At 37.9% G+C, this 16,606-nt stretch carries 12 protein-coding genes; 5 read left to right on the forward strand and 7 right to left on the reverse strand.

The features are described from left to right. Window positions 1-153: 153 nt before the first annotated feature. Window positions 154-1,080, forward strand: coding sequence for a serine O-acetyltransferase EpsC (epsC, locus tag PI85_RS05305; RefSeq protein ID WP_025115502.1), 927 nt, complete (start codon window positions 154-156; stop codon window positions 1,078-1,080). A gap of 257 nt (window positions 1,081-1,337) precedes the next feature. Then, window positions 1,338-2,720: a dipeptidase gene (locus PI85_RS05310; RefSeq protein WP_036122767.1), complete on the forward strand. Its 1,383-nt coding sequence runs from the start codon at window positions 1,338-1,340 to the stop codon at window positions 2,718-2,720. A gap of 66 nt (window positions 2,721-2,786) precedes the next feature. Here the strand turns inward: PI85_RS05310 and PI85_RS05315 are convergent, their stop codons facing one another. Both PI85_RS05315 and PI85_RS05320 read right to left on the reverse strand, forming a co-directional pair. Continuing rightward, window positions 2,787-3,359 carry a nitroreductase gene (locus PI85_RS05315; protein WP_036122764.1) on the reverse strand — a complete coding sequence of 191 codons (573 nt, stop codon included), beginning with the start codon at window positions 3,357-3,359 and terminating at the stop codon, window positions 2,787-2,789. A gap of 94 nt (window positions 3,360-3,453) precedes the next feature. Next, window positions 3,454-3,948 (reverse strand): amidase domain-containing protein, encoded by a 495-nt coding sequence (locus PI85_RS05320; protein WP_036122761.1) that lies wholly within the window; start codon window positions 3,946-3,948, stop codon window positions 3,454-3,456. 188 nt (window positions 3,949-4,136) lie between these two features. Here PI85_RS05320 and PI85_RS05325 point away from each other — a divergent pair, with 188 nt between their 5' ends. Continuing rightward, window positions 4,137-5,159: a DUF2804 domain-containing protein gene (locus PI85_RS05325; protein WP_036127564.1), complete on the forward strand. Its 1,023-nt coding sequence runs from the start codon at window positions 4,137-4,139 to the stop codon at window positions 5,157-5,159. An 85-nt stretch (window positions 5,160-5,244) separates the two neighbouring features. Here the strand turns inward: PI85_RS05325 and PI85_RS05330 are convergent, their stop codons facing one another. After that, the gene (locus PI85_RS05330) at window positions 5,245-5,961 is read right to left on the reverse strand and encodes a glycerophosphodiester phosphodiesterase (protein ID WP_036122757.1); all 717 of its coding nucleotides are present in this window, start codon (window positions 5,959-5,961) and stop codon (window positions 5,245-5,247) included. A 152-nt stretch (window positions 5,962-6,113) separates the two neighbouring features. Here PI85_RS05330 and helD point away from each other — a divergent pair, with 152 nt between their 5' ends. Beyond that, complete coding sequence (helD, locus tag PI85_RS05335; RefSeq protein ID WP_036122754.1) at window positions 6,114-8,342, forward strand: RNA polymerase recycling motor HelD; 2,229 nt, start codon at window positions 6,114-6,116, stop codon at window positions 8,340-8,342. A gap of 256 nt (window positions 8,343-8,598) precedes the next feature. Here the strand turns inward: helD and PI85_RS05340 are convergent, their stop codons facing one another. From PI85_RS05340 to PI85_RS05355, 4 genes are all read right to left on the reverse strand, one after another. Then, window positions 8,599-9,465: a GNAT family N-acetyltransferase gene (locus tag PI85_RS05340; protein WP_036122751.1), complete on the reverse strand. Its 867-nt coding sequence runs from the start codon at window positions 9,463-9,465 to the stop codon at window positions 8,599-8,601. A gap of 368 nt (window positions 9,466-9,833) precedes the next feature. Continuing rightward, complete coding sequence (locus PI85_RS05345; RefSeq protein ID WP_036122748.1) at window positions 9,834-11,666, reverse strand: ABC transporter ATP-binding protein; 1,833 nt, start codon at window positions 11,664-11,666, stop codon at window positions 9,834-9,836. After that, window positions 11,666-13,387 carry an ABC transporter ATP-binding protein gene (locus tag PI85_RS05350; RefSeq protein ID WP_036122746.1) on the reverse strand — a complete coding sequence of 574 codons (1,722 nt, stop codon included), beginning with the start codon at window positions 13,385-13,387 and terminating at the stop codon, window positions 11,666-11,668. The genes PI85_RS05345 and PI85_RS05350 overlap by 1 nt, the downstream gene beginning before the upstream one ends. A gap of 66 nt (window positions 13,388-13,453) precedes the next feature. Next, on the reverse strand, window positions 13,454-14,347 hold the full coding sequence (locus PI85_RS05355) for a DMT family transporter (protein ID WP_036122744.1): 894 nt from the start codon (window positions 14,345-14,347) through the stop codon (window positions 13,454-13,456). Between the two features lie 186 nt (window positions 14,348-14,533). Here PI85_RS05355 and PI85_RS05360 point away from each other — a divergent pair, with 186 nt between their 5' ends. Further along, entirely contained in the window at window positions 14,534-16,558 is a 2,025-nt protein-coding gene (locus tag PI85_RS05360; RefSeq protein WP_036122741.1) for an EAL domain-containing protein, read from the forward strand. Window positions 16,559-16,606 lie beyond the last annotated feature (48 nt).

A 16,606-nucleotide genomic window follows, 5' to 3' on the forward strand; every position in this document is an offset into this window, starting at 1 on the left:
ACAATATAAGATTATTTAATTGCAACTCCACATGCAGGTATTTTTTCTATAATATAAATATTAATATATTTTAAAGCTAAAAGAGTTGCTATTACATGAAATGCTTTGTACTTTTATTACATCAGTTATTATGAAATTGAGGGGTGTTTTACAATGAGTTTAAATGATTGGCTAAATGAAAAGGTCCCAGAAATTACAAGTTCATTAAGTGATATTAACCGGCAGTATGTTGATATTGAAAATTCAATTGGCTTTGTTGGGCGCAATCAAATTTATAAAATCTTAGATAATTTTCATGAAGTACTGTTCCCAGGTATCCATACTGCTCCGCCGATCGATACTACACGCGTCAATATTGTAAGTAGTAATAAACTGCGTGAAACGGCATTGGATTTACGTGATATTATCGAAAAAGTTTTAATTTACAATTTGGAGTACAACAGCAATCTTGAAAACTGTACTTGTCAAGCGGATGCAGATCGTATTGTGATGGATTTAATTTCACAATTCCCAAAAATTCGTAAAACCTTGCAAACAGATATTCAGGCAGCGTACAACGGAGATCCTGCTGCCCTTTCTACAGAGGAAATTTTACTAAGTTATCCATCAATTGTTGCGGTATACATTCACCGTATTGCACATGAATTATATGAAGTGGGCGTACCAATTGTCCCACGTATTATGTCTGAGTATGCACATAGTTTAACAGGAATTGATATTCACCCAGGAGCGACAATTGGTGAATCCTTCTTTATCGATCACGGCACAGGTGTCGTAATCGGTGAGACATGTATAATCGGCAATAATGTTAAAATATACCAAAGTGTAACATTAGGGGCATTAAGCTTCCCTCTTGATGAAAATGGTAATCCAATTAAAGGAATTAAACGTCATCCGAATATTGAAGATAATGTTGTTATTTATGCAGGTGCAACCATTTTAGGTGGCGAAACGACAATTGGTCACGATTCGGTGCTAGGCAGTAACATTTGGCTAATGAATTCAATACCACCATATTCCCGCGTGTACAACTCACCACCAACACCTAACATCAGTAGTAGTAAATCGAAAAATGTTTAATACACACTCTCTTTAAGTAGATAAAAATTGCACTCACCTATAGACGACTATCGAAAGACACTGTAAAGAATTTTTTCTACAGTGTCTTTCATTGTACATAGCTAAAGACATTCAAAAACAACCATTGGCCTTGTTATAAAAATGGTTGATGTCCCCCTATTAGAGCTTATTTATTTATGAACCCATGTTAATACTTTCTAGTTTTGATATGCTATACTATTTCTATTATCGAAATATATTAGAAAGAGGGATGCTAGATGACAAATTTACAGCAAATTGATGCTTATTTTGCTGAACATCGTGAGGCTCATTTAAACGAATTGAAAGAATTTTTACAAATTCCAAGTATTAGTTCTTTATCTGAGCATAAGGAAGATATCCAGCATGCTGCACAATGGCTTGCTAATGCATTTGAAAAATTAAATCTTGAGAATATCTCAATTACACAAACTGCAGGTCACCCAGTTGTCTATGCCGATTGGTTACATGCAGAAGGCAAACCAACTGTATTATTTTATGGTCACTACGATGTACAACCTGTTGATCCCCTAAATTTATGGGAGAGCGAACCGTTCAATCCTACCATTCGTGACAATAAATTATTCGCTCGTGGTGCTAGTGATGATAAAGGGCAAGTATTTATGCACTTAAAAATGATTGAAGCTTTATTTGCAACAACAGGAACTTTACCTGTGAACGTTAAATTTATTTATGAAGGTGAAGAAGAAATCGGTAGTCCGCATCTACCTTCCTTTGTTGAGGAATATAAGGAAAAATTAGCGTCGGATCTCATTTTAATTTCTGATACTGGACTTTATGGTCCTGGTAAACCTGCAGTATGCTATGGCTTACGTGGTTTAGCAGGCATTCAAATTGACGTGCGTGGAGCTAAAGGAGATTTACACTCAGGTCTCTATGGTGGAGGTGTGCAAAATGCCATCCACGCATTAGCTGAAATATTAGCATCCTTCCGTGACGAGCATGGCACCATTCAAGTGGAAGGTTTCTACGATAATGTATTACCTTTAACAGAGGAAGAACGTGAAGCTTATCGTGCGCTTAATTTTGATGAGGAGTCAGTAAAACAAGAGGTCGGTGTAAAAGAACTATTTGGTGAGCATGGATTTACCTACCTAGAACGTACTTGGGCTCGTCCAACATTAGAGGTTAATGGGGTCTTTGGTGGTTTCTCGGGAGAAGGCATCAAAACGGTATTACCTGCTGAAGCAGGCGCTAAAATTACATGCCGTCTCGTTCCAAATCAAGAGCCGGACGAAATCGTTGCGCTATTAAAAGCCCACGTTGAAAAGCATAAACCTGCTGGAGTGGAAATTAACATTTCGGAGTTCGATAAAGGCCCTGCATTCTTAACACCATTTGATCATCCATTCATTCAGGCAGCTGGACGTTCTTATGAAAAGGTTTATCATGTACCTACTGCTTACACACGTGGTGGCGGTTCTATCCCTATCGTCGCTGCATTTGATGAAATTTTAGAAATCCCTGTAGTATTAATGGGCTTCGGTTTATCTAGTGAAAACTTCCATGCACCTAATGAGCATTTCCATTTAGAAAACTTCGATAAAGGTTTACGCGTTTTAAGTGATTATTTATATGAAGTTTCGGAATTACAAAAATAATTTTCTATTCCATAACAAATCCCCTCACCTACTTCAGTGAGGGGATTTTCTTTGCTTTTTAGGCGATTACTCACCAAAAACTGTCACTATTTCAGCCGATTTTTTACGATCTTTCCCTTTTGGTACCTCATCAAAATAACCGACTTGTAGCATCGCAATAACACGTTCTCCAGGCTGTATCTTTAAAGCTTCGCGGAACTTAGGATTATCTAAAAAGCCTGGTGTTTTCCAGCAAGAGCCTATCCCTCTATCCCATGCTAACAGTTGCATATTTTGAATAAAGATACTCGCTGCTCCATAATCCTCTAAACGTTCTTTTTGACGTGCATCCTCCGGTACGATAACAAAAGCATAGCCACCAGGTAACGTAAATTTCAACATCTGCTTCGCCAAGTCTTCACTTAAAAGCTCTTGCCATTTTGGAATCGTCAGGTCGCGTAATAAATGATGTAGATTTTCTAATTCCTTACCACAGGCTACAACTAAACGCCAAGGCTCACGGTTACCGTGGTTGGGTGCCCAAACTGCATCGTCGATAATAGCCAATAAATCATCACGATCTACAGGCTGACCATTAAATTTTTTAATGGAACGACGTTGAATAATTGCATCTCTAACCGATAAAAATTGTTCGCTCATATATCCATTCTCCTTCTACCACAAGACAACTTTTAAGTTTATCTCTTCTACCTTCACATTATCATAAAATGATATGCATTAAAACTACCTCATCTTAAGCAAAGCTATCCTCTATATGATAGAAAAAGTAAGTCATGCTCGGCGTATACGCAGTGGAGTCCTCATAGAAATACGGTCGATTAATACTATCCGATGTATGAGCATTTACATAAGGAATGCCGTTTTGAATACTAGTAACAATAACAGAGTGATCGATTTTCCCATTTCCTTGAAAATCATAAAAAATAACATCACCCAGCTCTAACTCTTCGGCGGTTTGCACACGTGTACCCTTCAACCCTGTCGTTGAACCTTCTAAATACCATCTTAAAGAATGTGCAACAGACCAGCTAAAGCTCCAATTCCCTTGTTGAATCCACCAGCCCTTATCTCTACTTGGTGCCCCTCGCATTGGTGCCCCACCAGCTAATAAACATTGAGATATATAGTTGGTACAGTCTACGTCAAAGTTAGGAAAAGCTGGATTGCGTCTATTCCACCATAAATTGGCATACTGTACAGCAGCTTGCCTATTATACATCTTTGCCATACATCTCCTCCTCATGCCATCATATGTCTATGTCTCTTCAAGTATTTCTATTAGTTAGGTCCTTACTCATATTATTGTCGAAAATAGGTATAATCAGTATGTTCCTTTCCATTTTCAAGATCATTTTTGCTACAATAAGATTAAAAGAAATGCATGATTTTATTTTATGACCAGAAGGGATGTTAAATGTGAAGCAGCATGCTGAGAAAGAAATTTTACAGCCTACTCTTTTATGCGATAAAAAGGGGAATTTAAATCCAGCAGCCATCGGATTTGCACGTAAACCACTTATCAACAGCAATTTAAGCGGCCATCTCATGCGCAAAAAGAAATGGAACTATTGGTGTGTCTACGGTGATGAAATCTTATTTTCCGCTACGATTAGTCATCTAGATTATGCAGCAGTTTGCTTCGTCTATTTCCTTGAATATGAAACGCAGCGCTATTTCGAAAAAACGATTACCATTCCCTTAGGCGGCAAATTGAAAATGCCTACACAGGTTTTAGAGTCCGTATCGTTTAAAAATAGTGAAATGATGATTGATATATTATATGTACAAAATGAAACACATCTATCTGTTTCTATTCCAAATTTTGATGGCGATATTTTACGTGCAAAGCTCATCATTCAGCATCCCGCTACAGACGAAACCTTAAATGTTGTCATCCCTTGGAATCGTAAAACATTTCAATTTACAGGTAAGCATCATACACTCCCTACTTCAGGTGTGGTCACAATTGGTACTCGTCGTTATAATTTCTCGGCAGAAGAAAATTTTGCTGTCTTAGATTACGGTCGAGGTGTATGGCCGCGTGAAGCCGTATGGAATTGGGGAATGGCCTCTCAACGGGTCCGTGGAAGAAGAATTGGACTTAATTTAGGGGGAAAATGGACAGATGGCACAGGTATGACCGAAAATGCTGTTTTCGTTGATGGCAAAATGACAAAAATACATGAGGATTTATTATTTGATTATGATTCCGAAGATTATATGCAACGTTGGAAAGTAAAATCAAAATTCTCTCATCAAGTGTCACTAACCTTCTCTCCGTTTTTTGAACGTGTAGCCTACACAAATGCAAAACTAGTAAAATCAGAAGTACATCAATTATTTGGTTATTATGACGGTTCCATTTTGCTCGACAATGGTGAAACATTAGTTATTCGACAAATGCTTGGATGCATTGAGGAGCATCAGGCAAAGTGGTAACGAATCTTATAAAAGACGCCGCGTTCCGTGGGTATTACTTCATTTATCATTCCACGGAATTCGAGCGCCACCCCCTCACATTGCTCTAAGTAAGGGCTTTTAATATTTTCTCTGGGTCGTCAGTAAATATTGCTTGTATTCCAAGCTGCTGTAAATATCGAGCATCCCGCTCCTCGTTGACTGTATAAACACGTACAGTTGCCCCTTCAGCGAGCGCTAGTTTTACTGATTTGCGATACGCTGTAGGCAAACTAACATGCAAGCCTTTAGCAGGAATAAGCGCAACATAAGTTGTAAAGTCTACTAAAACTTCAGCAAACAATGCAGCATTTTCAATATATGGTGCGATTTGTGCGACTGTTTGCAAAGATTCATGATTAAAAGAAGAGATAATAACTCTCTCTGTCATTTGTTGGGCAGCTACTTCCTTTAGAACTAATGCCTCGATCCCTTCATAGGCAAACACATCTGTTTTTAGTTCAATGTTAATGCGATGGTTTGTACCTGCAAATAGTTCTAAAACTTCCCCTAATGTGGGTATCACTTCTCCACTATAATCCAATGAGTACCATGAGCCAAAATCAAATATACGTAATTGCTGTAATGTAAAATCCTTTACATAGCCTGAACCATTGGAGGTACGGTTAATGGTTTCATCATGAATAACAACTACCTCTTTATCTGCTGTTAAATGAACATCTAGCTCAATTCCAGCGATAGGAAGCTTAGATGCCGCTTGGAATGCAGCAATCGTATTTTCCGGGTAGCTTGCAGAAACACCTCTGTGTGCAAAAATATCCAAAATAATGAACCTCCTCTTTTAGTAACATTCATTCAAAACCTCTACGTAATAGTAACATATTCAGCTTTTAAGCTTTCACTTGATGGTAAATATTATATATAGTAGTATGATAATCTACTTTGAAATTGTAAGTACCTAGGAGGTGCTAAAAAATGACTGTAAAACATCCAGATTTTCAGACTGAAGTAGAGCGATTAGCGTATACCCAAAGTTATATGCAGCAAATTTTAAATGAGTCACAAAGAGATTTAAAATCCGCTCAAGAAAATATTCGGAAGTCGATGGCAGATCTCGATTACTTAGATTCTAGTTTGAGTTATTTAAACATCTTAACCAATGCCCGATTCTTTGAAATGGCCCGTAATCAAAAGGAAGGGCTAGAAGCCGTTCAAAAGAAGCCTTATTTTGCCAGAATCCATTTTCAAAAGACAGGTGACCCTGAAGAACTTCTTTACATTGGAAAAACCTCGTTATTTCATCGTGAAACACATGAGCCAATTATTGTCGATTGGCGCTCACCAGTAGCGAATGTCTATTATGATGGCCGTCTTGGTGACATGGAGTACGATGTCCGCGGAGAAATTCATAAAGGGCATCTATTTGCTAAGCGACAATATAAAATTGAAAATGGCGATTTGCTCGATATACGTGATATTGACTTAACTACGAACGATGAACTGTTACAAGAAGCATTGGCTGGTAAAGCTGATGTTCGTCTAACTGAAATTGTCTCGACAATCCAAAAAGAGCAGAATGAAATTATTCGCGCACATCTTCGTCAACCAATAATTGTCCAAGGAGCAGCAGGCAGTGGAAAAACCACCATCGCCCTACATCGAATATCCTATTTCCTCTACACAATGGGTGAGCATTTTAATCCTGAGCAGCTCATGATTTTAGCACCGAATAAGTTATTTATTGATTATATTGGAGATGTCTTACCAGAACTAGGCGTCGATAAAATATGCCAAACTACTTTTACCGATTACGTACTATCCGCCACTAAATTAAAATTAAAGCTTCAAAATCCAAATGAGCAATTAGAGTCGCTTGTAGCCGGAGGAAATTCTCAGCCATCTGCTTGGATTTCTGAAATGAAAGGCTCTCTTTATTATCGTGATGTTATCGAACGCTATATTCAAAAACTGGAACAAGATATTGCAGAGCAATTTGAAGATGTTTATATTGAAAGATACTGTATCATGCGGGCTTCTCACCTTAAGAAGCTATTTTTATATGAATTTTCTTATATGCCAATCGAAAAACGACTGGCACATATTAAAAAAGTGTTAGCTAGCCATGTTCGTCAGAAGAAGCAGTCTGTTTTAGCTACACTCCATAAAAAATATGATGAAGCACTTGGAAAGGCATTAAATGGTATTCGAGATGATGAAAAACGGCGTCGTGTCGTAACAAAATTTATCGATGAACGAGATGAGCGAATTCCTGCTATTGAAAAAGAAGCCAAATCTACAGCAGCTGCTTATATGCGTCGCTTTATCAAACACAATATTAAAACTCTTTATCGTTCACTTCTCACCAATGCAGAGCTGTTAGCAGAACTGGCTCCTGAATGGCATTATCTCGAACAACAGCAATTTTTACAATCACATCGCAAGGAACAATGGGCCCTTGAAGATTTAGCTGCACTTTATTATTTACAGGCGCGCTTAAAAGGCATCCCTGATGAATGGAAAATGCGCGTTGTCTTTATCGATGAGGTTCAAGACTATAGTCTATTTCAGCTTGCCGCTTTAAAAACAGGTTTGGATACGGATATGTTTACAATGGTTGGTGACTTAGCTCAAGGAATTCATAGCTATCGTTCATTAACTGCTTGGGAGCCTGTCCAAAGTTTATTCCCACGAGCAAGCTTTCGAACTTTGCAAAAAAGCTATCGTACAACCATTGAAATTATGGAAGTTGCTAATGAAATTTTAGCGCAAATGGATGAACAACTTCCGTTAGTGGAGCCTGTTGTTCGTCATGGCAACGTGCCAAGCTTTATTCAAGCGGATCAATTCGACGCCTTACAAATTAAAGAAATTTTTGAAACAATTCGGCAACATGGACATCGATCCATTGCTTTAATATGCAAAACAACTGCTGAAGCAATGATGATGCAAAAAGATTTAAAAGCTCACCAACTACCTGCACAGCTACTAACTGAAAATGATTCTATTAATCAGGAAATGTTGCTTGTTGTTCCAAGCCATCTAGCGAAAGGGCTTGAATTTGATGCGGTTATAGTGGCTGCGTTTGATACGCCCTTTTACGACACGCCCATTGACCGAAAGCTACTCTATGTAGCACTCACACGGGCAATGCATGAACTTTACTTAATAGGTCCCTCTAAAAATACATTTTTATTAGAAAATTAAAAAGTCGCTATAAGGCGACTTTTTTATACCTCATCAATTTCTCGGTGGTAATCGATAGAACTTTCCTTTCGATAGATAGGCCTTAACCACCTTCCACCACGAACTAGGTGCTTCCTTCGGAGGAGACTTCTTTTTAGGCAATGCTGGCATGCGCATAATCACGACTCCTTTCATAAGGCTTATTAATACTATATGAAGATAGTACGCAATTATGATAAAAAGGGCGATGAGTTAAAATCACTCCTCGCCCTTTTTGCTATTGTTTTACATAATAATCAATTTGCTGCGCCTTCATAAATCCAGCCTTTTCATAGACAGATATTGCTTTTTTATTGTCTATTTCAACATCTAACATGACGAAAGTGGCACCGGTTTTACTCGCATAATCCTTTGAAAAGGACAATAAAGCCGTCCCAATACCTTGTCCTTCACAATTTGGGTGGACTGCAAGGGCTGTTACCCATTGTATTTCATTTTCCTGAGCTGTCGTTACCGTGCCAACAACTCCTCCATCTCGATAAGCAATCCATAGCTTTCTTCCATTAGTGGACGTATTAAAGGCGATGAGCTCTGTTGATTCTTCTGGTAAATCACCAAATGCTTCACTATAAATAGCAATTAGCTCAGCCTGTTCACCATTATAGGGAAGAATAGTAATATCGCTTCGTAATGCTACAGGTTCTGCCTTTGTTTCTAAGGTTGCTTCTGAGAAGCTGTAAACATAATCTTTATTTTCAATAAATGTGTGTCCATGTGGGGAACCATCAATCACAACAGCTAACTGCCCCTCTGCCCCTCGCTCTTTTAGCCCGACTTGTATGCCTTCAACTAATGCAGTCCCAATCCCCTTTTGGCGATATGCAGGTGTCACCACTAGTGACCACTCATACGTATGGAGTCCCATTAAATCAATGGCACTTGCAACTCCAACTAACAAATCCTGATCATCCTCATACGCCAATACCATAAAGCCCTTCGATTCAAAAGAGCTAGCCATTGGCACATTCAAAATAGTTTCGTATACTCGATAATCATGAATTGTCGCTTCTTCACATAATAATTTTACTTCCTTCAATGTTTCTCCATCCAATGGGAAAGACACTGTCATCACTGAAATATTCATTGTTTACTCCGTTCCTGTATCAGACTATTGCCCTATTGTAGCAAGAATGAAAATAAGCTGGCAACTAAATATATTATCACCCTCTATTAATCAGAATTTTACTTTAAATACGCCAATAATAAAAGGATTTTTACTATAAAAGTTCACGAAAACAACTAAAATTTACTATGAATTCTAGATATATAATAACCTAACAAACTCATAAAATTGTCACTATTAACGCTTTTCATTTAGTTACTTTCAAACTATATACTATTCCCTACTTATTTATATTAATTATACTATTTATTCAAATTAATTACATTTGTTAATATGATTAAAAAAAGAGTAATTTCATTTGAAATTACTCTTTTGATAGTTGTCAATGGCTATTCTTCTAAATGATGGGAGGATGAATGGAGCATCTGAGCATATAAACCGCCCGATTCAATTAGTTTTTGCTGTGAACCAGCTTCCACTAGCTCACCTTTATGCATAACTAACACCATGTCTGCATTATGCACTGTATTTAATCGGTGTGCAATAACAAAGCTAGTGCGGCCTTGCATCAATGTATCAAGTGCCTCTTGAATCGCCATTTCTGTTACTGTGTCAATACTGCTTGTCGCTTCATCTAACAATAAAATTTTCGGGTCCGCAATAAGTGCGCGTGCTATTGATAGTAATTGTTTTTGGCCTTGTGAAATTTCTCGTCCATCTGCAGCAAGAATCGTATCATATCCATCCTTAAGCTTCATGATAAAATTATGTGCATTAGCACGCTTTGCTGCTTCCTCAATATCAGCATCACTTGCATCTAATTGACCATATCGAATATTTTCACGAACAGTTGCCTCAAATAAAAATGGATCCTGCAATACAAAAGCCATTTGGGAACGCAAGGATAGACGATCAATTTCCTGAACATTCATGCCATCAAATAACACTTCGCCCTTTGTCACTTCATAGAATCTTGCAATAAGTTGAAGGATTGTCGTTTTCCCTGCTCCTGTAGCTCCTACAAGCGCTACCGTCTGCCCAGGCTCCACTTTAAAATTAACATTTTTTAATGTGTAAGATTCCTGGTCTTGTTCATATTTAAAATACACTTGCTTAAAAGCTACATGTCCCAATAGCTGATGTTTTTTCGCTGAGGTAGATTCTCCTTCTGGTTGTTCGTCCAGTAACGCAAATACTCTCTCAGCACCAGCAATAGCTGATAGCACTGTATTAAATTGGTTGGCTAAATCATTTAATGGGCGTGTAAATTGCCGAGCATATTCTGTAAATATAACAATAACCCCTATTGACACATGCCCATATAAAGCAAGTACGCCCCCGATACCCGCGACAATAGTAAAGCTCATATTATTTAAAAAGTTCATGACCTTTGGAATATAGCCAGAATATGTCTGTGCCCAAAACCCCGTTCTTCTTAACCGCAAGCTTTTTTCCTGAAACTCTGCCTTCATTCGTTCCTCTTGGGAAAAAGCCTTCACAATGCGCTGTCCAGATATGGTTTCTTCGATCATGCCGTTCAGAGCCCCAATAGCTGCCTGTTGCTCCTTAAATAAAGGAGCAGTTCGACGTGTAATCCAACGCATTGCCCAAAACATAATGGGAATAATGGTCATAGTTAAAATGGTTAGTAATGGACTTAAGCTCAGCATAATAATAATCGTTCCTCCAAGCGTTAGTACACTTGAAAACACCTGAATAAAGGAACTATTCAGCGTTGAGCTGACCGCTTCTATATCATTCGTCATACGGCTCATTAATTCGCCATGCTGACGACGATCAAAGAAGGCAATCGGCAGTCGTTGAAAATGACCAAATACAGTTGTTCTTAGCCTATAAATCGTTTGCTGAGCAATACCAATCATCCAATAATTTTGTAGGAACAGGGAGACGGCCAGCAACAAATAAATGCCGATCAATAAGACAATCCCCTTACCTAAGCCAGCTAGCTCTCCATGCATAACATAGTGATCAATCATTTGGCCAATTACATAGGGACCTATCAAAGCCAAAATTGAACTAGTCATCACTAGTAAAAGAACTACGATTAGAAGTGCTCGTTGCTCATCGACAATTTTCCATAACCGTAGCAAGGTACTTTTCCAATCACTTGCTCGTGGCCCTTTCTTTTTCTTCACAGCCTGTTGAAGATCATCTTTAGTCAAAATCGGCTCATAGCCAAAAGGTTTTTGGAAAAATCCCATTATTCCTCCACCTCCTGTTGAGAGACTGCAATTTTTTTATAAAGTGCGGAACATTGTAAAAGCTCTTCATGGGTTCCATAGGCAACTACTTTTCCAGCTTCAATCAGTAAAATACGGTCTGCACCTTTAGCGGTACGAATTTTTTGCGTGACCACAAGCATCGTAGCATGTTCTTCGCCCAGTGCCTCCCAAAGTGCCTGTTCTGTTTTAACATCCAATGCACTTGTACTATCATCGAGCATTAATATATGTCCCTTTCTCAAGAGTGCTCTCGCAATGGATAGCCTTTGTTTTTGCCCTCCTGATAAGTTGACCCCTTTTTGCCCAACCTTTGTATCATAACCATTCGGAAAATCCTCAACGGATGCATGTATTTGAGCCTGCATCGTAGCCTTTAGTACAGCGTCCATTTCAGCATGCGTATCTCCCCAACGCACATTATCCGCAATACTGCCTGTAAATAACAAGGACTGCTGAGGGACATACCCAATGACTTCACGTAATTCTTGTAAATCCCACTGTTGAACATCCTGTCCTTCTACTAGTATTCTTCCTTCTGTTACTTCATAAAAACGCGGAATAAGCTGTAGCAAAGTAGATTTACCAGCACCGGTTGCCCCCATAATCGCTAATTTTTCACCCGATTTAACTTGGAAATTGACGTCTGATAGGACTGGCACCTCTCCGCCTGGATACGTAAAACTAACATGTTCAAACGTTAATTCACCATAGTGTTTACCCTGGCTAATTTCCTCTGAAAATGAAACATCCTCAACCTCATTTTCTGTAGAAAGAACTTCTGCCATACGCTCAGCTGAGGCCTTTGCACGCGCATAAAAAATAATAATAAAAGCGAACATTGAAAAGGAGCCTGTCATCCGCATCGCATAGTTAACAATCGCTACAATATCTCCAAGTGGTGTTGTCCCTGCCGCAACTTGTTTTGTACCAAACCATAGGACGGCGAGCAGACTCATATTCATAATGAATAAAAGAGCTGGCATAATGTATTCCATTATGCGTAAAGCCTTGACAGTATCGAATTTCAAACGAGATGCGACTTCATCAAAGCGTGAAGCCTCATAAGTCCCCCGTAAGTATGCTTTTACTAAACGTATGGCCTGTAAATTCTCCTGCAAAACCCTATTTAAACGGTCGACTCTTTTCTGCACCCGTCCAAAATAAGAGACGCCCTTTGCGACCATAAAAATAAGAAAAATTAAAATGATAGGTGCACCTATGACTAAAAATAAGGCTAATTTTGCATTCACAATAAATGCCATTACTATGCTTCCTATCACGGCAAGAGGTGCACGAAGCATAATACGTAAGCTCATAAACAGCACCGTTTGCACTTGTGTGACATCATTCGTTAATCTCGTAATGAGAGATGCCGTAGAAAATTTTTGATAGGTTGCTAGTGTAAAGGATTGGATTTTATCAAACATGGCATTTCGTAAATCATACGAAATGCTTTGAGCAGTATGAGATGAAAAGTAAGAATTAACGATACCCGCCATAAAGGCAACAAATGAAAGTACGAGTAAAACAGCACCCCATTGCATAATCATTTCGTGATTTTGAGCTCTTACCCCGTCATCAATGATTTTGGCCATTATAAGTGGCTGTACAAGCTCTACAAACAACTCCAACAACATTAAACATAAAGCAAAAATAGCTGTCCATTTATAAGGTCTTACATAGGAAAAAATTTCTTTCACATTCTTTCCCCCTTGTCCTAAGATGAAATTTATAGCTAGTTAAAAACTACTACCACAATAGTATATTTATGCTTTCTCACCAGCGATTGAAAGCCATGTTACACACACAAGCATAACGAATACCCCTACTAATTGCCAAAACCCTAAAGAAGTACCAAAGACAATAACTGAAATAATCATAGCCGTTAATGGTTCAATGCTGGAGAGAATACTCGTCTCTACAGCTGTTATATATTTCATACTACTTAAAAACAATATGAAAGCGACTGTTCCAAAAAATATTAAAGCAACCATTAAAAGTAGTGTTTTAAAATCAGTAAAAACGATCCATTGGTTAGACAGCCATACCCGACTCACTATACCTAATGTGAGCCCACCTATTAGCATCCCCCAGCCAACTACTAACAACACATTCCACTCTCTCATTAAACGCGCAGGATATAATGTGTAAAAAGCAAAGGTTAAACCTACTGCTACACCCCATAGCAATGCTTTTGGACTAATAAGCAAACTATCAAATGATGCGTTCGTTAGTAGTAGAAATAACCCCATAAGGGTACCAATAATTCCTATTACTTGATATTTTGGTGGCCATTTCTTTAAACTAAGAGAGACATATGCCACAACAAATATTGGCGCTAGAAACTGGAGTAAGGTCGCTAGCACTGCATTACTTTCATGAATCGCTGCTACAAATGCAAATTGAACACCTAGCATACCTACAATACCAAAGACAATGAGCTGTCTACCCCATAGTTTGTGCTGCCAAATACCAAAAATATTTTTTCCCGTTAACAATAAATATGTAAGTAGTATCATACCTGCAACCGATAAACGGATTGTTAACATAAAGGAAACAGTCAATGATGTATGGTTCAGTAACCACTCCATCAAGGGGCCAGTCGCTCCCCATAACATAGCACCCGAAACGATAAATAGTATTCCTTTTAAACGTTGCATACCAATCCTACTTCCTATATACGTACTAAAAAATGTTACTTTTCTTCAAATCTTTTCTTAAACATCATTAGAAAAGTCCTAATTCTTTTCATTATCAAATATTTACAAATATATTCATAATGACTAATTCCATATAATTATCTATAATATTAGTATATATTGATTACCCAAGGAGATCGAAAACTCATGAGTCATATGCATAAATCATTTACGATTGATGAACATTATTTAAATTCACTTCCTTTTCCTGCAATTATCTTAAATCAAGATGGACAAGCCACTATCTGGGGAAAGAGCGCTGAACATCTGATTGGTTTATCAACTAATGATATTACAGGAAATACTACTCCATCTATACACGAAAATCTACTACGTCAGCTTCCAGTAGAAACTTTTCAAGCTATCCTACAAAGCGAGGAAAGTACGTATATAGAAAAAATTCAAATTCACACCTCTTTAAAAACAGAAATGTCGACAGCACTGCTTGCTAAACCTTATACAGAGCAAGGAGAACGTTTGATTCTCATAATTTTTATGCTGCCAGAATTAATGACTAATGCCGTCTCTCATTGCAGTACATTTGTAGACCTTAAACAAGGATTGGATGCTACATTTATGACTGTAACACTTGACCACGATGGTTTCATCTTAGAATGTAATAATGAATTTCTAAAAACAAGCCAATGGACGCCAAAGCGTGTTATCGGCAAAACATTTTGGCAGTTGTTCCCAGATAATGACCGTAGTGAAAAAGTGACAAATATTATCTGGCGTAATTTAAACAACGGGCATACATGGCAAGGTGAAGTTGAAAAAATCACCAAAGCGGGACAATCCTATTGGGTATTACTAACAGCTATCCCAACCTTTAATCTGGAAACAGGTGAACAACAATTTTTCTTAATTGAAAAGGATATTACTAAATCAAAAACTATCCAACACCAACTTGAGAAAATAGCTTATATCGACACGGAAACTGGGCTAATGAATGCCCACCGACTTGAAAAGGTCATTAGCAATATGATTGAGGATGACAGACACTTTTCATTTGTTTATTTAAGTATTGATAAATTTTATACTTTAAAAGAACTACACGATCAACAAATCGATCAAAGCCTAATTATTGAATTTACAAATCGTATTAAGATGTATTTCCAAGATAGCACGATGGCGCGTATCAATGAAAATGATTTTGTAGTCATCACACCTTTAAGTGAATGGTTTATTCAAGGCTTTTTATCTTACTTACAACAGCACCCTATTTACAGTGGCAATATTGCTGTGCCAATCTCTATTAGTGGGGGTATCACTAGATATCCTGAAGATCAAACAACATTTTCTCAGCTTATGAAAGCTTCTATTGCTACAATTTCAACTGTGCGTGAAGCTGGCGGAGATAAAATTGTTTCGCTATCAACAGCGACACATAAAGCTTTAAATCGTAAAGCATTAATTGAAAAGCGATTACTACAAGCGCTTGATCAAAAGAATTTAAAGGTCCTATACCAACCACAAATCGATGTTTATTCTGGAAAAATTACAGCTGTTGAGGCACTTGTACGTTGGGAAGATGAAGTGATTGGTGTGGTTTCACCTGATGAATTAATTCCAATTGCGGAAGAAACAGGACTAATTAATAATATCGGTTCCTTTATGCTAGAGAGAGCTTGTGAACAGGCGTTAATTTGGAAAAAGGCTGGCCATGATTTAAAAGTGTCCATCAACTCTTCTGTACGAGAGTTCCGAGATAAAAATATGGCTAAGTCCATTCTTGAAATGATTGCTAAAACAGGCTGTCCAGCAAACCTTCTACAAATTGAAATCACTGAAAAATTTGCGTTAGAGGCAGAAGCTGCTACATCTATTGCTCAGCAAATGCGCAAATTAGAAAACGAAGGCATTTCCTTTATTTTAGACGATTTCGGTACGGGCTATGGATCATTTAGATATATGCAAATTTTGCCAATTGATACAGTGAAAATCGATAAAACGTTTACGAATTCTCTGTTAAAATCCGAAAAAAGCCAAAAGCTTATGAACGGTATGGTACAGTTAGGTAAATCTATGGAACTTAAAGTTGTAGCTGAAGGTGTCGAAACAGCAGAGCAGGCTGATCTGTTAATTACTTATGGTTGCGATGCTATTCAAGGCTACTATATTAGCAAGCCTGTAACATCAGATGAAATCGAATCATTGCTTGTCAAAAAATAATACGATAAAAAGGAGGCTGCGTAGCATAGTGTACACGCAGCCTCCTAT

The sequence above is a fragment of the Lysinibacillus sp. A1 genome, assembly GCF_000801965.1.
Lineage (GTDB): Bacteria > Bacillota > Bacilli > Bacillales_A > Planococcaceae > Lysinibacillus > Lysinibacillus fusiformis.